Origin of the sequence: Tolypothrix sp. VBCCA 56010 (assembly GCF_050875635.1) — a bacterium.
Classification (GTDB): Bacteria; Cyanobacteriota; Cyanobacteriia; order Cyanobacteriales; family Nostocaceae; genus Hassallia.
Genome location: NZ_JBPAOH010000085.1, coordinates 1 through 24539, shown reverse-complemented (window position 1 = coordinate 24539; position 24539 = coordinate 1). Strand labels below are relative to the sequence as shown.

The following is a 24539-nucleotide window of genomic DNA, read 5'->3' as shown; positions in this document are numbered from 1 at the left end:
TAGCTTTTGCGGACTACCTATTCAAAAGGAAATTATGATTCCTCTTCTTCCTCTTCTTCAGCAGTTGGATAGACATATGTAGAACGTCCAGACAAAATCGACTTGCCTAAAGAGAGAGCTTTCTGAGCTTCAATTACAGCTTTGTGCCTCCAGGTAGCTCGGCGTTTATCTCTTTTGGACTTCGATGTTTTCTTCTTAGGAACAGCCATGACAGCAGATATCGCAATTTTTGACAACCTTTTTATTCTAAGCCATCAATTGTCAATCAGTTAGTAATTGATTTTCACAAATATTCTGCTCCATACCCTAGAAGGGTATGGCTATACGAACAAAGCCTGCCTTCGCAGGCTAAAAGCTGTATAGCCTGCGAAGGCAGGCTTTGTTAGTGTAGCCCCAGGCTTCAGCCTGAGGGCGTGAGGGCGTGAGGCGTGAGGGCGTGTTTTTGCGCTTTATCTACCAAAGCTGAGGATCTTAGGCATGTGTCTTTGCAGCAGAATCGCTGCGAAATTAGACAGCAAACAGGTGATTGCTAGCCACATGAGGATATAAGTAGGAGCCATGACGACGCCAATCATGAACCAAGTATAGACATGCAATATCATCACTACAGCGAAAAAGGTGGCAATTGCACATGCTTGCCATACTTGATGTGTTGGACGGCGTAGTGCTGCCAAGATGATTGTCGAGGATGTTGCCAGTAAGTTGGCTGGCACGAGAAATGCACAAATACTCACGCAGTTGGCGCGGGATAACTCAGTTATGGTGTTGAAATCGAGCATTAATTTGTTGGGATAATGTCAACATCTTAAGAATTTATTTATATTTAATCTATTTTTAGATAATTTAATTAACCTTAGCATACAGCTGAAGTGAATAAATTAATAATTTAACATAAATTAAAATACGCTGTTCATATCCCCGACTTATTTTACAAGTCGGGGATATGAGATATCATCAACTCAAGTTTCTGAATGCTAAAAGAAGATAGGGAGATAGGGAGATTTCCCCGATTCCCTATTTCCTCAATTTTTAGCGCCAAGATTCAAGAATTACTGCTGCTGCTAACAAACACAACAGGATAATTCCTAGCTTTTGAAACCAAGTTACTACTAAAGGTAGTAGTATTTTGGCAATAGGTAAGGCGTTAAAAGCTGTTGATAAAATGTAGGCGATCGCAAAACCTAACATTACCAACAAGAAATACTTGAGAATTTTGGAAACCAATCTCATTAAAGGCGTATATTGATTCGTAGTCATAGTTATGCACTCACATTAGTTGATTTAAGAGAGTAAATGCCATTAAGCGTTTACAAGATGATGGATGATAAAAAAGATTGTTTTGGCTTTTCTGGCACTGATTTTTTATTTTGCTTACCATCATTGGCTAACAGCGATACTATTACCAGCATGGTGAAAATAAGCAGCAAAAATGAACCAAAACTAAATCGATTCCGATCTATTTCTCTATCAAAACCGCACTTCAGGCAGACATATCTGTTAGGATTATGCGTGTCTTGGGCAAAAGGACAATGATTGCTTTCGCAATCGTGAGGACAGTCTTTTGGGAACATAATTTAACCCCGTAATCAAGAGTTAGCTAGTAAATGTTCGGACGTTTTCCTCAATTGAGTCAGTAAATACCTCAGGTAGTTTTAGATAACACAGCTTTAATTAGTCATTTATGTATGTACTGTTGGCACAATTACTAACACTCCTTCTTTCACCGCAGTATCAGAGTTATAAAAAATATCTCCTCACCAAATTAACTCTGAGCATTTCTGGAGATTGTGCCCTTTAAAGCTGGGTAGTAAACTTTATCTTTCATACTATAAAGTGTATTGAATAATTTATAGCTTGTCAGCCGGATGAAGTGGGTAGTTTTACTGACGAAATTTGTGGGAAAAAGTAGGTTGTATGAGAAGAAGTTGGAAAAAGTAGGAAAAATCACGCTACATTGAAAGAAAAAACGATACTTCAACTTCAATAACCAATGGGTGCGGAAGAAGCTTTAGAATTTGCCGACAGATTGGTGTTTGTAAAAACAGGGAGACACTTAGAACAACCCCAAAGGATTATATTTTCTGATTTATGGCAGGATCAAAGAAAGACGTATGATGACATTGCAAAGAGTTGTGCATACTCGTCTGTATATTTAAAAGAAGTTGGAGCGGCACTTTGGCAGTTACTCTCAGAGGTATTGGGAGAAAAAATCACAAAGGGAAGCTTTCAAAGTGCGGTGGAACGATGCAAACAGCAGTATGGCAACAACAGCGCAAGTATTGAATTGACAAATGGCGTTAGATCAGGTATAGATTCTAACTTTTTGGGACGCGATCGCGAAATAGCTGAACTCCACAACATCATCAACAGTGGTGCGAAAGTGATTCTCATCCAAGCAGAAGGTGGTGTAGGCAAAACAACTCTAGCTCGTAAGTATTTCAAAGCGCAAAATTTCGACTTTGTTTTAGAACTGTGGATGGCAACAGAAATCCAAAACCTCACTCCTGTAGAGAGTGTAGTTGAAGAATGGTTGCGGCGAGATTTTAATGAAGAACCAGGAAGAGATTTTGGGATAAACTTAGAGCGACTGCGACGAAAGCTGAGAAATCAATCTCTAAAAATTGGCGTATTTATTGACAATTTGGAAACTGCCCTTGAGAAAAATGGTAAGTTTTTAGAATCTCGTCGTCCTTATGTGGAACTATTAAGAGTATTAAGCGATTCGGATGTGCATTCAGTTACTTTAGTCACAAGTCGTGAGCGTCTGCGTGAGTCGAGTCTAGAAGTTCATCTTTACTCATTAGAAGGTTTAGATGAGCAGGTATGGCAACAATTTTTCAGCAGTCGTAACATAAATTGTAATTCAACCGTGTTGAATGAAATGTGCAAAGCTTATGGAGGTAATGCCAAAGCAATGCAAATTCTCAGAGGAGCAATATTCACAGATTTTCAAGGTGATATAGATGCATATTGGCAGGAAAACTCTAGAGATTTGCTCATAGAAAGAGAGTTAAAAGATTTAGTTGCTAGCCAATTTAATCGATTACAACAAATAGATTTAGAAGCTTATCGTCTTTTGTGTCGTTTGGGATGTTATCGCTATCAAGATATTCCTTCTGTACCTATCGAGGGAATTTTATGCTTGCTTTGGGATGTACCTGAACAACAACGCAGACGTGTAATTAAAGCCTTGCAAGATTTATCTTTGATAGAAGCTAAAAAAGGACAATATTGGCTGCATCCAGTAATTAGAGATGAAGCGATTGGTAGACTTAGATTAGTAAGTGAAGAATGGGAATTAGTCAATCGCAAAGCCGCAGACTTTTGGACACAGATAATTACAGAAGTCGAAAATACAACTGATGCCTTAAGCGCTTTGGAGGCTTTTTATCATTTTCTTGAAATTAATGATTTGGAACAAGCGGGTGGTGTGATTCTTTATAGAAGAGATAATAAACAAAAAATTACTTTACCTTTAGGCAGTTCATTTTATCAATTAGGTTTAATTCAAAAAATCATTTCTGTAATTACGCAGATAATCGACAATATTAGCTGTCACGATCAACGTAGTAGGCTTTACAATATTCTCGGTTATAGTTATCGATTAATTGGGAGACTTTCCACAGCTTTAGAATGCCATGAAGAGTCAAGGATAATTGTAGATAAATTTGAACTTAACATCCTGAAAATATCTCCCTTGTTTAATATAGGACTCTGCAAAATGGAGTTATGGGAGCTTGAAGAAGCTAAATTATTTTTCAATTCGGTTTGCTCGATTGTAGAACAAACTGAAACCTCTTATGAGTATATCGTTTATTCAGAATGTTGTCTGGCTTTCATAAACTCATGTTTAGAGCTAACAGAAGAGGCTTTTTCCCTAGCTGAAAAGGTGGAAACAGCTATGTCTACAACTAAATTGACAGCTTGGGGAACTGGATATAACTTATTGTTTTTATGTTTCACTTATAAAAATTTAGGAAATATCCCCAAATCATTCGAGTTATGTGAAAGAGCTATATTATATGCTGAAGAAAATCACTTTGCTCAGGTGAAAGCGAAAGCGATAAGTTGTTTAGGGGAATTGTATCGAGAACAGCAAGAATTTGAGAAATCGCTTTTGCATCATTTAGAATCAATAAAAATCCTTGACAAAATAGGCGCAAAATGTGATTTAGCTGAAGCTTATTATCAATTAGCATTAACTAATCACAAAAAAGGTGAAGTTAACCAGAGTAGAGAAAATTTTGAGAGTGCGATCGCTCTTTTTCACGAAATGCAAGCACCCAAACAAATTGAGAAAGTACAAACAGCTATGGATGCTTTCATAAATAATCAGCCATAATTTTAGTAACCGCTATCAAAGGAGAATAGATATTAATGGTAACTTCTACAATTCTTACAAATGTATCAACATTTTCATTAGAAGACTGGATGCAAAATCCCCCTGATAATACAGAATGGGTGGATGGGCAATTAGTGGAGAAAAACGGAGTGACACTTAAGCATAGTCGGATTCAAGCTAATGTAGCAGTTTACTGGAGAAATTACAAAGAGTCTAGCGGACAAGGGGGAGAAGTTTATACAGAAGTAGCTTGTCGCACCAACAAACAGGGACGTGTTCCTGATGTTGCTTATCTCACACCAGAACTAATTACCCAGTTTGGTGAACCTGCTGTTTTACCTCAAAGTTTCCCACTAATTGCTGAGATAGTTTCTCCTACAGATTTGGCTGAAGATGTAATTGCTAAATCTCAAGAATATTTGCAGTCTGGATGCGAAGAAGTTTGGTTAGTGTTTCCCGAAAATCGTTGGATAATTGTCATTACCAAAAATCAGCGACTTGTGTTTACTGATAGTGAAATTGTCAGCACTCAAATGTTAAAAGGTTTCAATGTATCAGTTGATGAATTGTTGGGCTAATAAAATTACCCTCACCCTAGAAGGGTGGGGCTACAAAAACAAAGTCCGCCTGCGCGGACTAATAATTTTAAAACCCGCGTAGGCGGGTTTTGTTGGTATAGCCGAGGCAGCGCGTTGCGGAGGTTCCCTCCGTTGTAGCGACTGCCGTCCACCCTAGAAGGGTGAGGGCACTATCAACGAAAACCGAAAATCTCTGACATCGCCGCCACAATATCAAGATAAAAGTTACCTTGCACTGCCCGAAACAACTCAAATTTAGTTCCAGGTGCGCCAAAAAATGGTCTGAGAAACCATCCTAACTGCATCCCCACAAAAGCATAAAGAAATAACCAGGATCTTAAAATAGTCGTGCGGGTTCGTTTTCCTACCTCATCTTGTTGAGATAGTAACTGCATTCCTTCATAAAGGAACTTAACCCCAAATGCACCTGTGATGCCAAAAACTAACACATTCAATAGCTTGAAAAATTGATAAGAATCTGGTGCAGTAATCATAAAAAACAGCGTAACTGGTGCCAAGCTAAATAACAAAACACTAATCACTGACACAGCTGTGAGTAACACAACAAAATGCTGTTGAATACTGCTACGTGAACCAAACAAAACATTAAAAAAGAACAAAGTTGGAAAACAAATGATGAGCGTTAATAAGTAAAACGCTGGTAACTTAATCGCACCAGATAACGCTTGTGCCCAACTATGAGATGCACCAATAATTCCCCCATATATGGCAAAGAAAATAGAACTAGAAACAAACAGAGAAGTAGTTTTACTTTGTAATCCCGTTCCCTGACGAATTTCTTCGAGAAAATTTTGACGATCGCGCAATAAACTAATCAGAACAGCAAAGTGCTTTATTTGACGAGATTGCTTATGAAGCATATTAATTTTGTTATTTGTTAGTTGTTAATCGTTGGTTGTTGGTTGTTAGTGGATAATAGGCAATGGGCAATGGGCAATGGGCATTGGGCATTGGTAATAATTCTTTTCCTTTCCTCTTTCCCCTTTCCCCCTCTTAAAAAGCCCCATGCCCCATGCCCAATTCCCACTATCCACTATCCACTAACGAAATCCTAAAAGGTAGCCAATAGCTTGAATAATACTCAAATAAAAATTACCTTCCCTTTCTCGAAACAGTTGAAAAGGAGAATCAGGTGTGCCGAAAAATGGTCTGAGAGTCCATCCTAACTGACTACCGACGAAAGCATAAAGTAATAACCAAAATTGTAAGATTTTCTTGCGGGTATTGCTACCTTGATTATCTTGCTCTAAAACCAAGCTGGTTGCTTGATATAAAGAAGAAATTCCAATAAATCCAGTTAAAGCAAAGATAACTACATTTAACAGAATTAAAAACTGGTAATTATTAGTAGTTATCAAGAAAAACAGCGTGATTGGTGCAAAACTGAATAACAACACACTTGTTATTGAAACTGCAGTTAGCACCAATGCAAAATGCTGAGGAAAATTCCGCCTTGAGCCAAAAATAATATTAGAAAAATACAAGGTCGGCAGACAAATCAGCAGCGTGATTAAATAGAGAGATGGTAGTTTGACAGCGGAAGATAAAGCTTGCATCCAACTATGATACGCACCGATAATTCCGCCATAAATCGCAATAAATATCGAACTGCAAACTAGTAGAGAAATGATTTTACTTGGTAATCTCGTTCCTTCGCGAATTTCTTCGAGAAATGCTTGGCGATCGCGTAATAAACCAATCAGTACCGCAAAGTATTTTATCCCTTGAGATTGCCGTTCTATCATATTATTCTCACAAACGTTGTTGAAGTTGAATTTTTCTCAAATTATCAATCAGAATAGTCACCACCAGAACCATATTTCCAAGCATCAATCAAACGATGCCAGTAATATTGTTGTTCGCTGGGCAAACTTTTTATCCACGGTTCTAGCATTGGACTCAGCCGAAATAAAACAGAATAAATACCTAAATTGCCATAATGCACCGTCCAATCTAGCAAACTTGTTAAACCTACTTGCGGTATCACTTTGGCAATCAATCCCGGATGCGCCAAACCAGTTTTGAAAAGTGTTTGCGTTAATGCCGGAAACTGCACCACATCTTGCAAAAATGGCTTAAGTACTGGTTCGCCTAACTGTTGCATTTCTTGAAATACCGCCGAGAGTAATTGGTTAATTTGATCGGGAGCAATTTTTTGATTTACACCTGCACTCATCGCCTTTTGAAATAGCCAAGTTACAGTCAAACTTGGCTGATATGGTTGTAGTATGGAAAGCGACTTTGCAGATAATTGATTTGTTTCCAGTGCTTCATAAATGCCCAATGTTAAACGCTTTAAATGACGCACCATTGCCCCAAAACCACCAAAACTTAATGGGGATTGATTACCGCTGCTATCTCCCACTGGTAGAATGCGATTCCAACAAGTTTTTAGAGGACTTTGACGATAACTCGGAAAGAAGCCAAACAGCGCTCTTTGCAACTTCAGCTGACTCAATGCCACACCCTGATATTCTGGCATCAAGCGAAGATAATCCTCAAAAAGAGCTTCTAAACTCAAGCGTTGTGGATGTGCATCCATGTAGGTAAACATGTAAGTGGTTCTGCCATCTTTTGCCGGGAAAGCTTCCCAGAAGTACTGACATTGATTCTGCAAGGATGTAAATGATAACAACAAGTCGCCAGAATCATTTTCCGGAAATCCTTGAGCGCAACTTCCCACAACTAGACACAAAGCATCTGGTTTTTTTCCTTGTCGTGCTTGCTGCGTGATGGGAGAAAGATGTCCCATCGCGTCAATTAACAATCTGGTTTTGAACTTGCTGCCAGCAACCATCACACCATCTGGATGAACTACAGCTTCTGTAAATGGCGTGTTTTCAAACAATTTACCGCCAGCGGCAAGAAATCGCTCTTTTAAGGTATTCAGTAGATATACTGGGTCTACGCCGATATTCAGTACATTTTCTACCCACACTTCTGTACCACCTTGAAAGCTGACTCGCGCTGGATTGTATTCGGTTGCGATCGCCTGATTTAATTCTTCTTCTGTCAGCAAATTTAATTCCAAAAATACTTCTAACTCTTTGCGAGAAATATTCCACTCCTGCTCTCTACCACGCAAAATAAAGCGCTCAATCAACGCTACCCGCAGTCCCTTCAAAGCTAAAGCGCAACCAATTAAAATGCCTAAAGTGCCACCGCAGATGACAACATCCCAATCCACAGCACCCAAAGACTGCTGACTTTCTTTGACTATTATTGGTATGGATGCGTTGTTTTCTCTCAGGGATGCCAAAGTGCGATCGCTGCGACGCAATCCTCCCAAAACATCACCCGGTAATTGTGAAAGTATCTCTTCAGTTAAAGACATAATAAAAGTAAAATCCTGCAAACTTACTACTTTTAATCGTATCTTTGCCTGATTCTACTTACTTAATTTTATTCCTTGAAAATTAAATAATTACCCGTCCGATGGTACTTGACTTGTGTAAGAAAATATGAAACTAATATAATTTCATCTGTAAAAATAATATTTTATCGCATCCATCAGCCATCTATATAAGCCTTTGAAGGTGATTCTTACCTCGGAACAAATTTAATCTCTTCAGATAAGCTTTTAATTAAGTTTGTCTATTTAAAGAAATTATAAAGGTATCCTAAAAAGTTTTTTTCATCCGCAAAAAATATTATCTTAAAAAAAGTTAACAATGTAGGAGATTGTAAATAGTTTCTATGAAAGTCGCCTTTATAGTCAAGTATTTTCCAGTTTTATCAGAGACATTCATCCTCAATCAAATTACAGGTTTGATTTTGCGTGGACACAAAGTTGATATTTATAGTTATCCAACAGATGATATTGAGAAAGTGCATCCTGATGTAGAAAAATATCAGTTACTAAAACACACTCACTATTACCCGCGTGTTCCCGAAAATTACTTGTGGCGCTTGATAAAAGGTCTAGAATTAATATTTAGGCATTTTTTGAAAGCTCCTTTAGTGTTGATGCGATCGCTTAACATTTTCAAATATGGCAAACGAGCCGCTTCTCTGAGGTTATTGTATGCGATCGTACCCTTATTAAACACCGAAGCATACGATATTATTCATTGCCAGTTTGGGATGTACGGAATTGATGGAATGATTTATCGTGATATTGATGCCATCAAAGGAAAGTTAATTACTTCATTTCGTGGTTACGATATCAGTTCGTATGTAAAAGAGCGCGGCAAAGACGTTTACAACGAATTATTTGCCAAAGGAGATTTTTTTCTGGCAAACTGCGAATTTTTTAGACAACGAGCCATTAAACTTGGTTGTGATGAAAAAAAAATCGTCGTACATGGTTCGGGAATAGATTGCAATAAATTTACATTTAAAACACGATATCCCCACCCCGACGGCAAAATTCGCATAGCCACAACGGGTAGACTTGTCGAAAAAAAAGGTATAGAATACAGCATTCGCGCCATCGCCAAACTAGCAAATATTCATCCAAATATCGAATACAATATTATCGGCGATGGATATTTGAAAGAACACTTACAGCAGCTTATTGAAGAACTGAATGTTACCAAGCAAGTCAATTTACTTGGTTGGAAAAACCAAAAAGAAATTATTGAAATTTTAGATAAAACCCATCTATTTATCGCTCCAAGCGTAACCGCTGAAGATGGAAACCAAGATGCACCCGTCAACACCTTAAAAGAGGCAATGGCGATGGGTTTACCAGTGATAGGAACTCTACACGGTGGTATTCCCGAATTGGTAAAAGATGGAATTTCTGGTTTTCTTGTCCCAGAAAGAGATGTTGATGCTATATCTGAAAAATTAAGCTATTTCATTCAGCATCCAGAAATTTGGGAACAAATGGGTTCATCTGGTCGTGCTTATGTAGAAAAGCACTACGATATCAACAAGCTTAATGATGAATTAGTAGAAATTTATGAACTAGTAGCGAAAAATAATTCACAACAAACAAGCGATCGCAATAGGGTTGCCAGTTATAGTAACTCTACACGCTGGTATTCCCGAATTAATAGAACATAATATTTTTGATTTTCTTGTACCAAAGGAAGATGCTAACCCCATGTCGGAAAAGATAAAATATCTCATCAAACATCCACAATGGCAACAAATGGGTAGCATCAATCGCGCTTATGTGGAAAACCACTACGATATCAGCAAGCTTAATCATGAACTAGTGTAATACCGCCAAGTTACAACTAATAATTTACAACCTAGCCAAAAATGTCTAAATACATTAGCAAATTCTAAATTTGCCAGTTTCTCATAAGACTTACGCAAAAACCCTTTGTAACCCTCTTTTCTTTGTGTCCTTCGCGTCTTTGCGGTTCGTTTTTCCGTGACTCGTGCCTAAGTCCTGCCATAAAAACGAACTACAGCCACAACTCAAATAAGTGCATTCTACATAACTCCTTTTAACCAAAACCTGATTTAATTGCTTTCACGAGGATTTCAAAATGAATATACCCACAATTGCCGACCCAGAAGTTACAATTATTGTTGCTCCAAGAGAGCGTTTTAGCTACACTCGTGAATCTTTAGAAAGCATTTACCAAAATACAGAATATCCATTCAAATTAATTTATGTAGATGGGAATTCACCATCTGATATCCAGCGTTATCTCGAAGAACAAGCGCAAGAAAAACAATTTCAACTGATTCGTACCGATTACTACCTTTCCCCCAACCGCGCCAGGAATTTGGGCTTGCGTGAAGTCAACAGCAAATATGTTGTATTCATGGATAACGACGTAATAGTTACTCCAGGTTGGTTAAAAGCGTTAGTAAATTGCGCTGAAGAAACCAAAGCCACCGTAGTTAGTCCCTTAATTTGTCAGAACCTCCCAATACATTCAGAAGTGCATTGTGCGGGTGGAGAATCTGGAGTAAAAGTGGAAATTAAAGGCGATAAAACCAGACGCCAAATAATAGAAAAAATTTATAAACAAGGAAGAATAGTTGAGGATATTCTTCCTCAAGTGCAACGGCAAAAAACCGGGCTTGCAGAGTTTCACTGCATGATTGTACGTACAGAAATATTCAAGCAAATCGGCGTGTTAGATGAGAAATTAATGAATACCAAAGAACACGTAGATTTGTGTATGCTTGTTACCGAAGCAGGTGGTTCGATTTATTTAGAACCCGAATCTCTGACTACATACGTACCGGGACCACCTTTAAAGTGGACAGACTTACATTTTTACATGTTGCGTTGGAGCGATGCGTGGGAACTGTCTAGCCTCAAACATTTACGCGATAAATGGAATTTAAGCGAAGACGAGTACTTTCAAAAAAGGTACGACACTTTAGGAAGAAGACGGCGTGATACAATTATTGCTCCTTTAATTAAAAGTGTTTTTGGACGGAGAATTTACCGCGCTGAGAGTTTGCTAATGAAGTTGGATCGTATACTCAATCGTTATTTAAGCGATCGCTACGCCCAAAAACATCTCCAAAGTCTGCAAAATCAATCATCACAACCTGTAAAGTCGGCGATCGCGGCTTCGCAAAGATAACGTATATGTACATTCTTTGCCGCAAGGAGTGAGAAATCTTGAAGCAAAATAATACCCTTAAATCTCAGCTATCTGAGGTTATTTATACACCCGAAAGTCTGCTCAAACATCCTTTAAAATTGTTCAAACAAATGTGGCGAGATTTGTTAGCTTCTCGCGAACTTGCTCGGCGTCTGATGATGCGGGATATCAGCGCTCAATATCGGCAATCATTTTTAGGAATAATTTGGGCTTTTTTACCACCAATTTTCATGGCAACTGGATTTACTCTTGCTAGTAATGCCAATGTAATTAATGTTGGCAAAACTGATTTACCCTATCCAGCTTATGTCATGTTCAGCACTGCACTATGGCAAACTTTTGTCGAAGCTTTAAACGGTCCAATACAAGCGGTGACAGTCGCAAAACCAATGTTAGCAAGAGTCAACTTTCCTAGAGAAGCATTGATTTTGGCAAAGATGGGTGAAGTATTTTTTAACTTTGCTATCAAGCTGATTTTAATCGTAGCGTTGTTTATTTGGTTTCGCGTTTCCGTAAGCTGGACAGTAATTTTAACTCCAGTGGCATTAATTCATTTAGTTTTATTAGGGACATTTATCGGTATTTTATTAGCTCCATTCGGTGTTTTATATCAAGATGTATCTAAAGCGTTAACTTTATTTACAGGCTTTTGGTTGTTTTTAACTCCCGTAGTTTATCCAATTCCCAGCGCTGGAACTTTTGGGTTTTTAGTAAAGCTAAATCCCGTTACACCTTTATTAGTAACAGCGCGAGAGTTAGCCACTACAGGAGTAGTATCAGATCCTTGGCGATTTTGGATAGTAAGTGTAATTACTATAATTGGTTTGCTATTAACTTGGATTGGATTTCGTCTAGCTATGCCTTATGTGGTTGAAAGAGTGAGTTCTTAAAAATGACTAATTTTCTAGAACAAACGAAAGATACTGATGTAGTTATTTCGGTTGAAAACCTTTCTAAAAAGTTTTGTAGAGATTTAAAACGGTCTTTATTATATGGCGTTCAAGATATTGCCACTGAATTAGTAGGAGCAAATAGAAAAAGCGAAACTCTTCGTCCAAAAGAATTTTGGGCGCTGAATAATCTCAGCTTTCAACTGCGACGGGGAGAAGCACTAGGCTTAGTAGGCTCAAATGGAGCCGGTAAAAGTACGCTACTGAGAATTATTAGTGGTTTGATAAAACCTGATAGTGGCTGTGTGAAAGTTAGGGGAAGAGTAGCACCATTAATTGCATTAGGAGCCGGGTTTAATCCTATTCTCACCGGTCGAGAAAATATATATGCAAATATGTCAATTCTCGGTTTATCAACTAAAGAAATCGAAGAGAGATTTCCAGATGTGATAGATTTTGCCGAAATTGCCGATGCGATTGATGCGCCGGTACAAACTTATAGTTCTGGTATGGCTGCAAGACTAGGATTTGCTTGTGCAGTTCATATAGAACCAGATATTTTACTAATCGATGAAGTGCTAGCTGTAGGTGATATTAAATTTAAAATGAAATGTCATCGCAAGTTATCTAAAATGCGAGAAAAAGGTACAGCTTTTATATTAGTTTCTCATAACTCTCATAGCGTATTAAATATATGTGAATCTTCCGTATATCTTGACAAAGGTAAGTTAATCGCTTTTGGAAGTACTGAAGCGGTAATTCGTAAATATGAAGAAGACTTGTGTTTAATTGGCACAGAAAATGCTTTAGGTAAAATGATTTTGCCGGAAAAGCCAGAAAAAGAAAGTTTAGGTTTAGATATTGTTTCTCTTAGTTTTAAAGATGAACAAGAAAAAGCAATAGACACGCTGCTTTCTGGTGAGTCTGCTTATTTATGCGTCGAATGCAAAGCTTACAAAGAGGTGAAAAATGCAAATCTCGGTCTTTTAGTGACAGCGCTATCAGGAGAAAATGGTTTAGTTTTATATTTGACATCCAGTAGTGACAATGAAGAACTAACTATACCTCCAGGAAAATCAGAAATCCAAATGTATATGCCTTACTGTTCTTTAATTCCTGGTGTATACAGTGCCAAAATCTACATTAGAAAAGGTGTTTACTCTTTTGATATTGTTGATTCTTTTAGATTCACTGTAAAAACAAACAAAACTATCAGCCGATGTTTATTTTATCAACCACGTAAATGGCAAGTTGTCAGTCAGGTAGATAATGCATAAAATTCAAGTTTCCAGGATAATTCTACATATAGCACTTTAACGAGTAACCGACACAACTGTAATGGTTGTGAAAGCTAGTTGTTTTATTACATTGAAGAAAATAAAAATGGAAAAACTTGTTTCAGTAATAATACCCTGCTTTAATGCAGAAAGATGGATCGCAGAAGCAATTGATAGCTGTTTACGACAAACTTATCCAAACATCGAAATCATTGTAATTGATGATGGCTCAACTGACAAATCTTTAGAGATTATCAAAAGTTATGGAAATAAAATCATCTGGGAAAGTCTGCCTCATCAAGGAGGAAATCATGCCAGAAATAGAGCTTTTGTTTTATCAAGAGGAGACTATATTCAGTATTTAGATGCGGATGACTATATTTTGCCGGAAAAAATAGAAAGGCAAGTTCGTTTTTTAGAGGAAACCGGCGCAGATGTTGTTTATGGTGATTGGAGACATCAACATCATTATAATGGCACAAGTTTTTTGGATAAAATACAGGTTCCTAAAGCACAAGCAGACATTTTAGAGTCATTACTCACAAATTGGTGGACAGCTGTTGCTTCTTTACTTTATAAAAGAAGCGTAGTAATAAATAGTGGTGGATGGGATGAAAGTTTCTTGGCTGCCCAAGATAGAGATTTTTTCATCTCAGTGGTAATTAATGATGCCAAAGTTGTATATCAACCAGGTTGCTATTCAGTTTATAGACGATACGGTAATGTAACAGTTTCTAGTTGGTCTACAAGTTTATGGGTAAAAAGCCACTATTTAGTATTAGAAAAAGCAGAAAAAAAACTATTAAACTTGAAAAAACTTTCTTTGAAGTATCGCTATGCTTTAGCTAAATCTTATTTCGATTTGGGTCGAGAATCTTTATTTTTTGACTATTCACAATACTTACAATATTTAGAAAAAGCTTTAACTATCTTTCCTGATTTTAAGGTAAATAGTACAAAAGCAGTTTATAAATTTGCTCAAAATATTTGTGGCTTTCGCCAAGCCGAAAAAATTGCTTGTCGTATCTTCTTTGTCAGAAGAACCGTCAATTCAATTAGCGATCGCCTTTTTGACTCCAAAGGCAAATTTGGCATCACACCACAGCACAATTACGAACTTATGTCAAGCAAAAATCCCACGTTTCTGAAAAACTTGGGAATGTAATTATCTACGTATTTTTTACTATTTAAAATCTTAAACCAACACCACCTTGTACGGAAAGAGCAGTACCACCACCATCGCGGTAAGCATCAAAGGCAATGATCGCATTACCAAAAATCACCGTGTTACTATTCGGGACGACGTAATCAACTCCTGGTTGCAAAGCAAAGCTGATTTTATTACCCACCGGCGAAGGTGTATCACCACCAGCTAGCACCAAACCAGCACCCAAATAAGCGTCAGTTTGCCAGTTTAAGGGCAAGTCGTAAGAAACAGTGGGCACAACTGCTGTGCTTTGACCAACTAAAGCTTGTGCGCGAAAAGAAACAGGAGTTTCTAGAAGCTTGTAGCGGAAAGCAAGAACTCCGCCAATTTGACCACCGTCTGAAAGACCAACAGTCGGACCGACACCGACATAGCTACCATAAGCTACTTGAGCTTGTGCTGGTCGAGCAAAACTCAAAAATGAACTAGCCAGAACTACTGACACTAAATACGGAAGATGCTTCATTTTCCGACTCCTCATATCACTTTAGATTATCGATGTTCAGTTTGATATTGACAAGCCTTGTCTTAAAAATAGCTACCTGATTCAAGGAAAGCTACGCATAGTACAATTAATCTCCTAAGGTTAACACTCCTAAAGCCATATCCACTAACAAGCGACGAGTTTTTAACCACTGACGACCAAGTAAAACTTCTGACACTCCTTGTCCTACATGAACAGGAATGTCAAATTCATTTTCATCAATTCGGACTTTTCCGGCATAGATATCAAATTTAACTTCTCCTCTTGCCATTCGCATATCTCGTTCACCAACACGAGTCCAATCAAGTCCTTGTAAGTCTTGTTCATCAATTACCAGCCAGCCAGAGAAGCCTGTATCTAGCATTACATCAATTGGCAGCTCTAATTCATCACCAGCAATCAGTTCAATCTCGAAAAACAACTCGTCCCTTTCACCAAACCAGCCCGAAATCATATTGTTCCAGATACCCCAGTCTCATTAATCTGGAAGAGATAAAAAGGAGCGTTAGGGTGCTTTTGACGACACATATTCATAACCGCAATTTCATCTTTATCAATGAAATAATCTCCACTATTCGGTTCAACAGTTATGTACCAGTTGTAGTGAGTTTTAATTAACTCTGGTTGAACCTTGTCGAAAATCGGTTTGCAGCGTTGATAAAATGCCTCACGTTCAGCTTGTCGTTTGGCTTTCTGTTCTTCCGTCCACTGAATTTCCGGGAATATTCTTCCTCGTCGTGCTGTGCGCGTCGGTTTTGCTTCGGTCATTGTTGTTTTATAAGCGCGTCTATTCTTTAATTTTTGCGTACTTTGCCTTTGTATGCTTGCGTGGCGATCGCAGATATTTATTAAACTTGGAGTGATGATTGAAGCGATCGCTCTTTTAACTTACCCAAATGCAACTTTACAGCGTCTTGATTGGCTTTTTAGGTAACATAACCTTAAGAGAGCTTACAGGCTAACAGAAACTTGCTAATTTGAGAGTAACATTAAGTTAGATATTCAATAAAAGAAGGTAAGATGACTTCCCAAGTTGTAAATACTACCTCAGAATTAATTGCCAAGCTGCAAACTCTACCACCAGAACAGCAACAACAGGTGCTAGATTTTGTGGAATTTTTAGCACAGAAATACGTCCAGCCTCAAGCACCTAAAAAACGGGTAATGGGTTTGCATAAAGGTCAGATATGGATGAGTGAGGATTTTAATGATCCTTTGCCAGATGAATTTTGGATGGGTGAAGGTGTAGTGTGAAATTGTTATTAGATACTCACGTACTTATCTGGTCAGCAGGAAATCCTGAAAGGCTCTCTAATAAGGTTACAAAGTTATTAAATAATACTAACAATTCTTGGATATTTAGTCTCGCTAGTATCTGGTAAATGCAAATCAAACTTCAAACTGGCAAGCTAACTCTCAACTTACCACTACCCGAATTGATAGAGACTCAACGAGAAGCAAACGATTTACAAATATTACCAATGGAGTTACCTCACATCTATACCTTAGAGGGTTTACCCAATCATCACCGCGACCCTTTTGACCGAATTTTAGTTGCTCAGGCAATTGTTGAAAATATACCTTTGGTAAGTATAGATGCGGTGTTTGATGTCTATCCAGTTAACAAGTTGTGGTAACGATTAAGTTAATTCTATTAAATGGCATAACTTTACAAGCTGACAGCAAATACTGGTTGGATTTTTGGATTTCGTTAAGTTAACTAAAAGAGCGATCGCTCTTTAACTTTTCCTATTTATCCAATCTTCCCCACCAGCTAATTGAGCTAGATAATCATCCATAATCGCTGGTAATTCTTTTGCCGAATAAATATATGTTAAAGCCAGAAATCTAGTTGTTGTAGTTAAAATCTGCTTCCTATCCAGTATTGCTGATAGTTGAGAGCGAGTATATTTTCCGTTAAAAACTTCCAGACTTGCATCAGCTATAGCATCTTCAATTACTTCCTCTTCTATAAACGTTGACCATTCATCTTGATTGATGTAGTAAGAGGTTTTATTGTCTTTAATATTTAACTTTCTAATTTATTTGATTGAATTGCGAATAGAATTTACCCAAGAAGCAGTTAATCGCTGTTCTATTTGGTTTTTTATCAAATGAATCAACAGAATGTTTAAATAAGATTGAATATTACGCAGAATAGCTTGTTTCCTCATGCCCTCTAATTCATCAACAATCATCAAAGCATCTGCGTATCTTCCTTGGAGGATACTATTTCTTAGTTCGATTAATTATTGTGTCATTTGTATTACCTGCAATACTTAACGGTGATAATCTAAATTTAACAGTTGGAAGTCCCTATAAAAGCCAGTTGATAACAATAAGTTGAATTACTTAAGACTTACCCAAAAAAACCCGGTTTTTAGGAAAAATCGTTGGTTTTACAACTAAATTTGGACGAATAAACCGGGTTTATGGCTGTTGCGTGCGTAAGTCCCGTTACTAACGCATTACAAACCCAAACAGTAGCGAACCGCAGCTTCTACTTCCAGCATCTTGATATCTGACATCTTACCACCTGGGTCAGCAGGAAAGCGATTTGGGTCTAAAGAACGAACTTGAAAACACAGGAAAACAGTTTCTATAGATAACCCACTATCACTTGGAGAAACTCTTACATTTGTTGGATAATCGCGCTTAATATTTGTTCCTTTTGTACCTACTACTACAGTTACAACCAAAGGTAATTGATTTATAGTGTCTATAGATAACACCAAAACGGGTCGGGTTCCTGCTTGTTCTCTACCCTGTACGGGATTAAGATTAACAAAATAAATTTGTCCCCGCTCAATGCTCACAGTTTTTCTAAACCATCCATTTCAGTAACAGTAAATTCATCGTTGATAGAAGTAATTTCTCTTTGTATATCTAAATCGCTAGCCATTGCAGCTAACTGCTCACCCATATATTTTTTATCAATAAATTTATATGCTACTAGCTTCTTTTCTTGCACTTGTCTTTTAATACGTTCTAGAAGCCATTCTTGTTCTTCTAAAGACAAAGTACGGATTGAACGCTCTATTTCTAACAAATGTGGTGATATCATATTGCCTTTGTGCCAATAACAGTCGATTTCATAAACATATTGTAGTTAACAAGACTGAGGGTTCGCTCTTTGCTCGCTCTTTTAATCAAGCCAAATGTAAGTTGACAGCAGCAGATTATACTTGCAACGTTTAATCTAAACTTGAAACCGTATTGTTGTGTATCGATAAACTAAATTAACACTCCACAGCTTACCAAAACCGAAGTCGCAATAAATTTTACTCGTTTTTATCGAAAGTCGATTGCTGAATTTGGGATTCAAGGTCTTGTTCCCACTGATTATTATCTGGGTCAATGGTAATCATACGTCCCGATGCTTTGGAACGATCTATATATAGATGAAACGCTTCTAAATCTTCTCGGTGAGTCAAAACATATTGACGTAACTCGTCAATACTCATCGCGTCATAATTTGCCGTTGTCATGCCTCCTAACCTCCTGTTGGTTTAATCTCAAAGTCGAGGTTGTCGCAAGCAAGCACGTATAGATTCCCAGTACGCTCATCTATTCTGATAATTTCAACGCTTCTATACTGCCACCCAGGATAGATAACATTTGTTAATCGATAGCATAGCCGATAAAGCCCTTGGGCTTGTTTATCTGTGGGTTCCATACTCCTAAAAGTTTAACTTACACACCTGATAATAGCGGCTTTGAATTGCGATATTTCATCAATCGGTTGGCAGATTATACTTGCGACGTTGTTATAAAGCAAACTCATCAAAAGAACGGAATCGTCCAGCCTCAAAATCATCCAAACCACGCTGGATGCCTTCAATAGCTTCTTGGGAGTCTTGCGCTTCCCACTCCAAAACGCTAGCCAGCATTTGGGCTGCAACAATACTTACATCCTGCCCGCTTTGTGCAGCTTTTTCACGAAGTCGCGCTTCGACTTCCGGACTGAGAGAAATTACTATGGTCATAGACTTGCTTCTTTTAATATCAAGCCCTGCACGTCATTCTAACAGAGCTAGATAACAATTGTTTGCTGTTTGAATGAAGGCGATCGCACTGCATACAGACACCAAGAGCGCGTATTGCACTTTATCTAAGAGTGACAGCAGTTGTTTAGCAGGCACTTCTAATCAGGAATGGATAGATTATTCCACAAACCCAAGCCGATTCACCATTGAGTCTAATGGGAATGAGACGGTAATTAGGGGTGATGCTCAAGATACCGATGGATCGTTGATTGTCAAGGATACGTTGATAGTAAAATATGCTAAACCGTTGCATTCTGCTTTGAAGTTTGATTCTGCGGCTTCCCAAGTAGTCGATGAAACCTCATCTTTAACTAGGATTATTCAGGCAGAAGATGGCTACGCAAATCTACGAAGTCTTCCAAGTACTGAAGGTATTGTGTTAGCCAAGATTCCAAATGGCACTTCTGCAAACATTCTTAGGCAGCAGACAAATAGTTCTGAACAACTTTGGTATAAAGTTCAGGTGAATGGACAGCTTGGCTGGATTTTTTCAGATTTGCTTAAACCTAATCTTGCTACTTCCACTGCTGTTACACCTGAACCAGTGATAAATCCATCTTTTCTTGCACCTGAAGAATACCGATTGAAAAGTGAGATATCTTTTGAAACGAACCACAAAAGCCGCAAAGGACGCAAAAGAAGAAAGTAGAGACGTGATAAACCCGCATCTCCACAAACTCTCCAAGTCCAATATTTTCAGATTTGGGATTTGAGATTTTTTCAATCCAAAATCCCAAATCTAAAATCCAAAATTGCTTACGCGCTCATCTCTAACATTCGCTGCATCGGACGCAACGCTGCTAACCGTATCTCCTCAGACATCGTAATTTCCGGCGCCCGATTCTTCATCGCTAAATACAACTTCTCCAGCGTATTCAACCGCATAAATGGACACTCATTACAATTACAATTATTCATCGGCGGTGCGGGAATAAACTGTTTGTGCGATGCCATTTTTTGCATTTGGTGAATGATTCCTGGCTCTGTAGCCACGATGAATTCTTTTGTTGGACTTTCTTGACAATATTTGAGTAAAGCCGCTGTAGAGCCAATAAAGCTGGCGTGGCGCAATACGGAAGTTTCACATTCTGGGTGGGCGATCGCCTCTGCTTGAGGATGTGCTATTTTTAACTGCACCATTTTCTTCTCAGAAAAGGTTTCATGCACAATACAGCTTCCTTGCCACAGTACCAAGTCTCGCTTTGTTTGTTCCATCACATACCCTCCCAAGTTGCGATCGGGAGCAAAAATAATCGGCTGTTCCTTCGGTATCTGCTGCACTATCTTCACAGCGTTGGAACTGGTGCAGATAATATCGCTCATCGCCTTAATTTCGGCGGAACAGTTGATGTAAGAAATCACCAAATGTCCGGGATGAGCGGCTTTAAACTCTGCAAAATCCTGCGGTGGACAACTATCAGCTAAAGAACAACCAGCAGTCAAATCTGGTAAAAGTACCAATTTGTCAGGATTGAGAATCTTTGCCGTTTCTGCCATGAAGTGAACACCAGCAAAGACAATTACATCAGCATTGGTTTTCGCTGCTGCATTTGCCAGTTGTAGTGAATCGCCAATAAAGTCTGCGATATCCTGAATATCTGGCTCTTGATAATAATGTGCCAGAATTACCGCGTTGAGTTCTTTTTTCAGACTCTCAATCGCGGCAAATAAATCGCGTGGTAATGCACCCAGTTGGGTGTTGTCTCGTTGAGCAAGTGCAGTGGTAAACACAGTTAGGAGTTGCTAAAAGATGCAAGTAATTGTCTTGTGGAATCAATTATAGTAGTTTTTACCAAAAATAGAAGGTCGGTAATCCTCCTTCTTTGGGATTGTGCCAAAATCAGCTTGAGTTTTTTATGCTGGAAGAAGATGGCAAGGAAGATGGCATGAGCAGTCAGAAAAAAACAAGCATGGTGAAAATAGCTGTAGTCGGAGATGTTCACGACCAATGGGAAGAAGAAGATGGAATTGCGCTGAAACATCTGGGTATTGACTTAGTGCTGTTTGTCGGCGATTTTGGCAACGAGTCGGTTTCGGTGGTGAAAGCGATCGCTTCCCTTGACATCCCCAAAGCAGCGGTGATGGGAAACCACGATGCATGGTACTCTGCTACAGATTGGGGACGCAGAAAGTGTCCCTACGATCGCACTAAGGAAGATTGGGTACAGCAGCAACTCGATTTATTGGGTGAAACTCATGTAGGTTACAGCAAGCTGGATTTTCCGGAACTGAATTTATCTGTGGTGGGAAGTCGTCCCTTTAGCTGGGGTGGATCGCAGTGGAAATATAATGATTTTTACGAAGAACGGTATGCAGTCACGAGTTTTAAAGAATCTTGCGATCGCATTGTTGCAGCCGCAAACAGCGCCGCTTATGAGACAATTATTTTTATCGGTCACAATGGACCCGTTGGTTTAGGCGATCGTCCGGAAGACCCTTGTGGTAAAGATTGGGAACCGAAAGGTGGAGACTTTGGCGATCCAGATTTTACCGAGGCGATCGCTTCTGTTCGCGCTGCTGGGAAAAGCATTCCTCTGGTAACATTTGGTCACATGCACCACAGTCTGCGACACACAAAGAAAATGTTGCGAAAGTCGCTTGTAGCTACAGAAAACACGATTTACTTAAATGCAGCGAGTGTGCCGAGGATTGTGCAAAATAATAGCGATCGCTTGCGTAATTTCTCGATAGTCACCTTAAAAGCCGGTGTTGTTTCCCAAGTCTCTTTAGTTTGGGTTGGCAAAGATTTCACCGTCGCTTCAGAAGAAATTTTATATGAACAATCCAATCAAGTAGTGCAAACTGCGTAAATGAGATATAGTATGATATGTCTGTCTTAGCTGACAGTCTACCTGGAGAGGTGGCAGAGTGGTCGATTGCGTCCGACTTGAAATCGGATGATGTGAAAGCATCCGGGAGTTCGAATCTCCCCTTCTCCGTTATTTCAGGCATTTAAACAGTAGCAGGATAAGGTAAGTTAATCCCGTTACTCATTGGTTACTCAAGTTTCTGTTTTACATACCCTTGGGGTATGTAAAACATTTTTTCTGAAAGACGTTCTATTGCGCTCTATAAGCCTTGTATGATAGTTGTAACTGTAATGTAATAAGTGCTAATAAAAATCCCCTGCTACTAAAAGGGGATTTTTATTAGCATGTATTTATACTTATTCTTTTTCTTCTAATTCATCCAGTTCATCCAGCGCTTTATCTATAGCTTGGCGAATAAACTCTGATTTTGCATCTCCTAACACTTTAAGACGTTTGTAAGTAGATTCAGTGATTTTAATTGTTAATTGTTTTACTAATGACTCGTTTCTGTTAGTGGTAAAACCATGTTGCTTGATATTTGGATTGCCGCCTTTACGCGCCATTGTGTAAATATTTTGTTACAAATCTTGCTTAATAACAAGTAAACCTATTAATAGTATTAATTGGGGGTTGATAGCCTGAGAAACTTTACAACCCCCAATATCCACTTTATGAGAATGGACAATTCCATGTTTACACGTTCTGAATTAGAAATCAAAACTTTAGGGGAACTAAAGGGACTCTGCAAGCAGTACGGACTTAAACCACTGGGGAATCCTGCTTATAAAACTGCCTGGATTGATGCTCTATTAACCTTTGCAGTTGTCGCTTTACGTCAAATGAAGGAAGGGGAAGGATTAAGGAGAATGACCTTTAAAAACTTCCAAGACATAGGACAAGCACTCGACCAAATGGGAGAACCTACAGACCAGCAAGCAGCATTGATTAGAGCAACGATGCAAGGAAAGCGTTTAGAGTATCCCCACCGCTATGAGCAACAGATGCTGCTTAACTTGCACAAAGCTAAGATGCACCTTGAGCAAGCGTTAGATTTGTTGAACATATAAGTTTGTTGTAGCGAGATTGTAATCACATTTCTTTCCCCTACCCAAAAGTAGGGGTTTTTTATATGTTGTTGAGATTACTTAAAGTTCTAACTGAAAACTGCTATAGTTGGGTGATTATGTGATGTCTAACGACTTTAAGTTCCTCGTTTTAATACTTGTATAGCTTTAAATCCTTCCCATGTTTGGCTAAAGAATACGATGGGAACAATCAAACCTACTGGTTTACCAGTTTGAATCATATTGTAAATACCAGTTAATAAATTTAGTAGCATAAAACCTACAGCAATTCCCAAAGCAAGCTTTGATTTGCGCTGTACGAAAAAACCCAAAACTAAGTAAAGTAAACCAAAAGTAAAAAAGATAATTCCTATTGTCGTTCCTTCGCTTAATTTATTGCCAGCAACAAATGCTAATATCCCCAGAAAAAGACTCAAAACTCCAACTGCATAGACTGCACGGTAAGCAGAAGATAATTTTTTTCGTGAATCTGAGATTTGTTGTGTTTTGCTAGTCATGATTTGTTAAATTTATATTGCTCAAATTTTAATTTTTGAAGTGTAGAAGTCTGATTGCTCTAATCTAAGTCTTGCGAAAAACTTAGAAATCTGGGAGAGCTTTTTTCTTCCAAACATGAGAAATGTTTTTATATTGACGGTCTAGTTGGGTGGTTGCACAAGTAAGCGTTCGCGCTTTTTCCTCAAGCTGGCTTATCTGTTTAGTGAAACTAACTGCAAACCCCAACAGAAATAATGAAAATACTCCTGTAAAACCTTGAGTAACAATATAGGCAACGCAACTACCAAACGCGCTAATCAATACAATGATTTGAGCTAGCGCTCCATACATATCAAGCCGCACAATAGATTTATATTCTTCTAGGGATTTATCATTGGCGATCTCTATATTATTTTCCAGAAATTTCGCAAGTTGAGCTTTCAAATAAAAAGATATAGCAATCGATAACAAGCACAGTCCAATATACGCAAAGCGCAAAAACATTGTTTCACCCCATGAAAATAGTTGTTTAATTACTGCCATGAATAGCTTGTATTTTTTATACAATTAATGGCAATAATTAATCCTGGGTACTCTTACGGAAACTTGAAAATTAGGTGATAATACATAAAATAATTTGGCTGGTAAATCTTAAAATCCCTATTTGCTGGTAGTAGTGGGAATTTCGCACAATCTCAGTAAACCAAAAAGTTTTCTCCTCAAGGCGATCGCTAACCAGCCATTGCGTAGTTTTAGGTGCTAGGTGATACTAAATATCTTAAAAGTACTTATGCTTCT

General features: G+C 38.3%; 32 protein-coding genes, 1 tRNA gene and 1 pseudogene. 13 read left to right on the top strand and 21 right to left on the bottom strand.

Going from position 1 to position 24539, the window contains the following annotated elements:
• Window positions 1-32: 32 nt before the first annotated feature.
• The 4 genes from rpmF to AABK37_RS25080 all read right to left on the bottom strand — a co-directional run bounded on the left by rpmF (window position 33) and on the right by AABK37_RS25080 (window position 1571).
• A complete protein-coding gene (gene rpmF / locus AABK37_RS25095) occupies window positions 33-209 on the bottom strand; it encodes a 50S ribosomal protein L32 (protein ID WP_432554244.1) in 177 nt (58 codons plus the stop codon).
• Between the two features lie 240 nt (window positions 210-449).
• A complete protein-coding gene (locus AABK37_RS25090) occupies window positions 450-779 on the bottom strand; it encodes a hypothetical protein (RefSeq protein WP_432554236.1) in 330 nt (109 codons plus the stop codon).
• 250 nt (window positions 780-1029) lie between these two features.
• A complete protein-coding gene (locus AABK37_RS25085; protein ID WP_432554235.1) occupies window positions 1030-1257 on the bottom strand; it encodes a hypothetical protein in 228 nt (75 codons plus the stop codon).
• A 50-nt stretch (window positions 1258-1307) separates the two neighbouring features.
• Window positions 1308-1571 (bottom strand): hypothetical protein, encoded by a 264-nt coding sequence (locus AABK37_RS25080; RefSeq protein WP_432554234.1) that lies wholly within the window; start codon window positions 1569-1571, stop codon window positions 1308-1310.
• A gap of 419 nt (window positions 1572-1990) precedes the next feature.
• Here AABK37_RS25080 and AABK37_RS25075 point away from each other — a divergent pair, with 419 nt between their 5' ends.
• Together AABK37_RS25075 and AABK37_RS25070 are read left to right on the top strand one after the other, a co-directional pair.
• Complete coding sequence (locus AABK37_RS25075) at window positions 1991-4342, top strand: tetratricopeptide repeat protein (RefSeq protein WP_432554233.1); 2352 nt, start codon at window positions 1991-1993, stop codon at window positions 4340-4342.
• Window positions 4343-4377: 35 nt separating this feature from the next.
• Entirely contained in the window at window positions 4378-4920 is a 543-nt protein-coding gene (locus AABK37_RS25070; protein ID WP_432554232.1) for a Uma2 family endonuclease, read from the top strand.
• 173 nt (window positions 4921-5093) lie between these two features.
• Here AABK37_RS25070 and AABK37_RS25065 read toward each other — a convergent pair whose 3' ends face one another.
• The 4 genes from AABK37_RS25065 to AABK37_RS25050 are packed head-to-tail and all read right to left on the bottom strand — an operon-like array spanning window position 5094 to window position 8275.
• On the bottom strand, window positions 5094-5801 hold the full coding sequence (locus AABK37_RS25065) for an actin-binding WH2 domain-containing protein (RefSeq protein WP_432554231.1): 708 nt from the start codon (window positions 5799-5801) through the stop codon (window positions 5094-5096).
• Between the two features lie 17 nt (window positions 5802-5818).
• Window positions 5819-5968, bottom strand: coding sequence for a hypothetical protein (locus AABK37_RS25060; protein WP_432554230.1), 150 nt, complete (start codon window positions 5966-5968; stop codon window positions 5819-5821).
• Window positions 5969-5981: 13 nt separating this feature from the next.
• The gene (locus AABK37_RS25055) at window positions 5982-6686 is read right to left on the bottom strand and encodes an actin-binding WH2 domain-containing protein (RefSeq protein ID WP_432554229.1); all 705 of its coding nucleotides are present in this window, start codon (window positions 6684-6686) and stop codon (window positions 5982-5984) included.
• Between the two features lie 44 nt (window positions 6687-6730).
• Window positions 6731-8275 (bottom strand): NAD(P)/FAD-dependent oxidoreductase, encoded by a 1545-nt coding sequence (locus tag AABK37_RS25050; RefSeq protein WP_432554228.1) that lies wholly within the window; start codon window positions 8273-8275, stop codon window positions 6731-6733.
• Between the two features lie 362 nt (window positions 8276-8637).
• Between AABK37_RS25050 and AABK37_RS25045 the strand changes: the two genes are divergently transcribed.
• The 5 genes from AABK37_RS25045 to AABK37_RS25025 all read left to right on the top strand — a co-directional run bounded on the left by AABK37_RS25045 (window position 8638) and on the right by AABK37_RS25025 (window position 14797).
• Window positions 8638-9951: a glycosyltransferase gene (locus AABK37_RS25045; RefSeq protein ID WP_432554227.1), complete on the top strand. Its 1314-nt coding sequence runs from the start codon at window positions 8638-8640 to the stop codon at window positions 9949-9951.
• Window positions 9952-10385: 434 nt separating this feature from the next.
• Window positions 10386-11444 carry a glycosyltransferase family 2 protein gene (locus tag AABK37_RS25040; RefSeq protein ID WP_432554226.1) on the top strand — a complete coding sequence of 353 codons (1059 nt, stop codon included), beginning with the start codon at window positions 10386-10388 and terminating at the stop codon, window positions 11442-11444.
• Window positions 11445-11482: 38 nt separating this feature from the next.
• A complete protein-coding gene (locus AABK37_RS25035; RefSeq protein ID WP_432554225.1) occupies window positions 11483-12355 on the top strand; it encodes an ABC transporter permease in 873 nt (290 codons plus the stop codon).
• 2 nt (window positions 12356-12357) lie between these two features.
• Window positions 12358-13632: an ABC transporter ATP-binding protein gene (locus AABK37_RS25030; protein ID WP_432554224.1), complete on the top strand. Its 1275-nt coding sequence runs from the start codon at window positions 12358-12360 to the stop codon at window positions 13630-13632.
• 106 nt (window positions 13633-13738) lie between these two features.
• Window positions 13739-14797 carry a glycosyltransferase family 2 protein gene (locus tag AABK37_RS25025; RefSeq protein ID WP_432554243.1) on the top strand — a complete coding sequence of 353 codons (1059 nt, stop codon included), beginning with the start codon at window positions 13739-13741 and terminating at the stop codon, window positions 14795-14797.
• Window positions 14798-14819: 22 nt separating this feature from the next.
• On the opposite strand, the gene AABK37_RS25020 is transcribed toward AABK37_RS25025, so the two are convergent.
• The 3 genes from AABK37_RS25020 to AABK37_RS25010 all read right to left on the bottom strand — a co-directional run bounded on the left by AABK37_RS25020 (window position 14820) and on the right by AABK37_RS25010 (window position 16091).
• Window positions 14820-15305, bottom strand: a complete 486-nt coding sequence (locus AABK37_RS25020) for a hypothetical protein (RefSeq protein WP_432554223.1) — start codon at window positions 15303-15305, stop codon at window positions 14820-14822.
• 106 nt (window positions 15306-15411) lie between these two features.
• Window positions 15412-15777, bottom strand: coding sequence for an aspartyl protease (locus AABK37_RS25015; RefSeq protein WP_432554222.1), 366 nt, complete (start codon window positions 15775-15777; stop codon window positions 15412-15414).
• Window positions 15774-16091 carry a hypothetical protein gene (locus AABK37_RS25010; RefSeq protein WP_039753645.1) on the bottom strand — a complete coding sequence of 106 codons (318 nt, stop codon included), beginning with the start codon at window positions 16089-16091 and terminating at the stop codon, window positions 15774-15776. The genes AABK37_RS25015 and AABK37_RS25010 overlap by 4 nt, the downstream gene beginning before the upstream one ends.
• A gap of 252 nt (window positions 16092-16343) precedes the next feature.
• Here AABK37_RS25010 and vapB point away from each other — a divergent pair, with 252 nt between their 5' ends.
• Together vapB and AABK37_RS25000 are read left to right on the top strand one after the other, a co-directional pair.
• Window positions 16344-16577, top strand: coding sequence for a type II toxin-antitoxin system VapB family antitoxin (vapB, locus tag AABK37_RS25005; protein ID WP_432554221.1), 234 nt, complete (start codon window positions 16344-16346; stop codon window positions 16575-16577).
• A gap of 128 nt (window positions 16578-16705) precedes the next feature.
• Window positions 16706-16960 carry a type II toxin-antitoxin system VapC family toxin gene (locus AABK37_RS25000; RefSeq protein ID WP_432554220.1) on the top strand — a complete coding sequence of 85 codons (255 nt, stop codon included), beginning with the start codon at window positions 16706-16708 and terminating at the stop codon, window positions 16958-16960.
• A 102-nt stretch (window positions 16961-17062) separates the two neighbouring features.
• On the opposite strand, the pseudogene AABK37_RS24995 reads toward AABK37_RS25000, so the two are convergent.
• From AABK37_RS24995 to AABK37_RS24970, 6 genes and pseudogenes are all read right to left on the bottom strand, one after another.
• Window positions 17063-17569: pseudogene (locus tag AABK37_RS24995) on the bottom strand (DUF29 family protein).
• Between the two features lie 222 nt (window positions 17570-17791).
• On the bottom strand, window positions 17792-18139 hold the full coding sequence (locus AABK37_RS24990; RefSeq protein WP_039753642.1) for a type II toxin-antitoxin system PemK/MazF family toxin: 348 nt from the start codon (window positions 18137-18139) through the stop codon (window positions 17792-17794).
• A complete protein-coding gene (locus AABK37_RS24985; protein ID WP_432554219.1) occupies window positions 18136-18387 on the bottom strand; it encodes a hypothetical protein in 252 nt (83 codons plus the stop codon). The genes AABK37_RS24990 and AABK37_RS24985 overlap by 4 nt, the downstream gene beginning before the upstream one ends.
• Window positions 18388-18604: 217 nt before the next feature.
• Window positions 18605-18811 (bottom strand): DUF6887 family protein, encoded by a 207-nt coding sequence (locus tag AABK37_RS24980; protein ID WP_039753636.1) that lies wholly within the window; start codon window positions 18809-18811, stop codon window positions 18605-18607.
• Between the two features lie 5 nt (window positions 18812-18816).
• A complete protein-coding gene (locus tag AABK37_RS24975; RefSeq protein WP_432554218.1) occupies window positions 18817-18999 on the bottom strand; it encodes a DUF6888 family protein in 183 nt (60 codons plus the stop codon).
• A gap of 91 nt (window positions 19000-19090) precedes the next feature.
• Window positions 19091-19309 (bottom strand): hypothetical protein, encoded by a 219-nt coding sequence (locus AABK37_RS24970; protein ID WP_432554217.1) that lies wholly within the window; start codon window positions 19307-19309, stop codon window positions 19091-19093.
• A gap of 73 nt (window positions 19310-19382) precedes the next feature.
• Between AABK37_RS24970 and AABK37_RS24965 the strand changes: the two genes are divergently transcribed.
• Window positions 19383-20018 carry an SH3 domain-containing protein gene (locus tag AABK37_RS24965; protein WP_432554216.1) on the top strand — a complete coding sequence of 212 codons (636 nt, stop codon included), beginning with the start codon at window positions 19383-19385 and terminating at the stop codon, window positions 20016-20018.
• A 107-nt stretch (window positions 20019-20125) separates the two neighbouring features.
• Here AABK37_RS24965 and nadA read toward each other — a convergent pair whose 3' ends face one another.
• Window positions 20126-21100, bottom strand: coding sequence for a quinolinate synthase NadA (nadA, locus tag AABK37_RS24960; RefSeq protein WP_432554215.1), 975 nt, complete (start codon window positions 21098-21100; stop codon window positions 20126-20128).
• Between the two features lie 125 nt (window positions 21101-21225).
• Between nadA and AABK37_RS24955 the strand changes: the two genes are divergently transcribed.
• A complete protein-coding gene (locus AABK37_RS24955) occupies window positions 21226-22179 on the top strand; it encodes a TIGR04168 family protein (protein ID WP_432554214.1) in 954 nt (317 codons plus the stop codon).
• Between the two features lie 44 nt (window positions 22180-22223).
• Window positions 22224-22308 (top strand) — tRNA-Ser (locus AABK37_RS24950).
• Window positions 22309-22535: 227 nt separating this feature from the next.
• Here the strand turns inward: AABK37_RS24950 and AABK37_RS24945 are convergent.
• Window positions 22536-22742, bottom strand: coding sequence for a hypothetical protein (locus AABK37_RS24945; protein ID WP_432554213.1), 207 nt, complete (start codon window positions 22740-22742; stop codon window positions 22536-22538).
• 126 nt (window positions 22743-22868) lie between these two features.
• Here AABK37_RS24945 and AABK37_RS24940 point away from each other — a divergent pair, with 126 nt between their 5' ends.
• Window positions 22869-23246: a hypothetical protein gene (locus AABK37_RS24940; RefSeq protein ID WP_432554212.1), complete on the top strand. Its 378-nt coding sequence runs from the start codon at window positions 22869-22871 to the stop codon at window positions 23244-23246.
• Window positions 23247-23380: 134 nt separating this feature from the next.
• Here the strand turns inward: AABK37_RS24940 and AABK37_RS24935 are convergent, their stop codons facing one another.
• Entirely contained in the window at window positions 23381-23761 is a 381-nt protein-coding gene (locus AABK37_RS24935; protein WP_432554211.1) for a hypothetical protein, read from the bottom strand.
• Between the two features lie 82 nt (window positions 23762-23843).
• Window positions 23844-24284 carry a hypothetical protein gene (locus AABK37_RS24930; RefSeq protein ID WP_432554210.1) on the bottom strand — a complete coding sequence of 147 codons (441 nt, stop codon included), beginning with the start codon at window positions 24282-24284 and terminating at the stop codon, window positions 23844-23846.
• Between the last annotated feature and the right edge of the window lie 255 nt (window positions 24285-24539).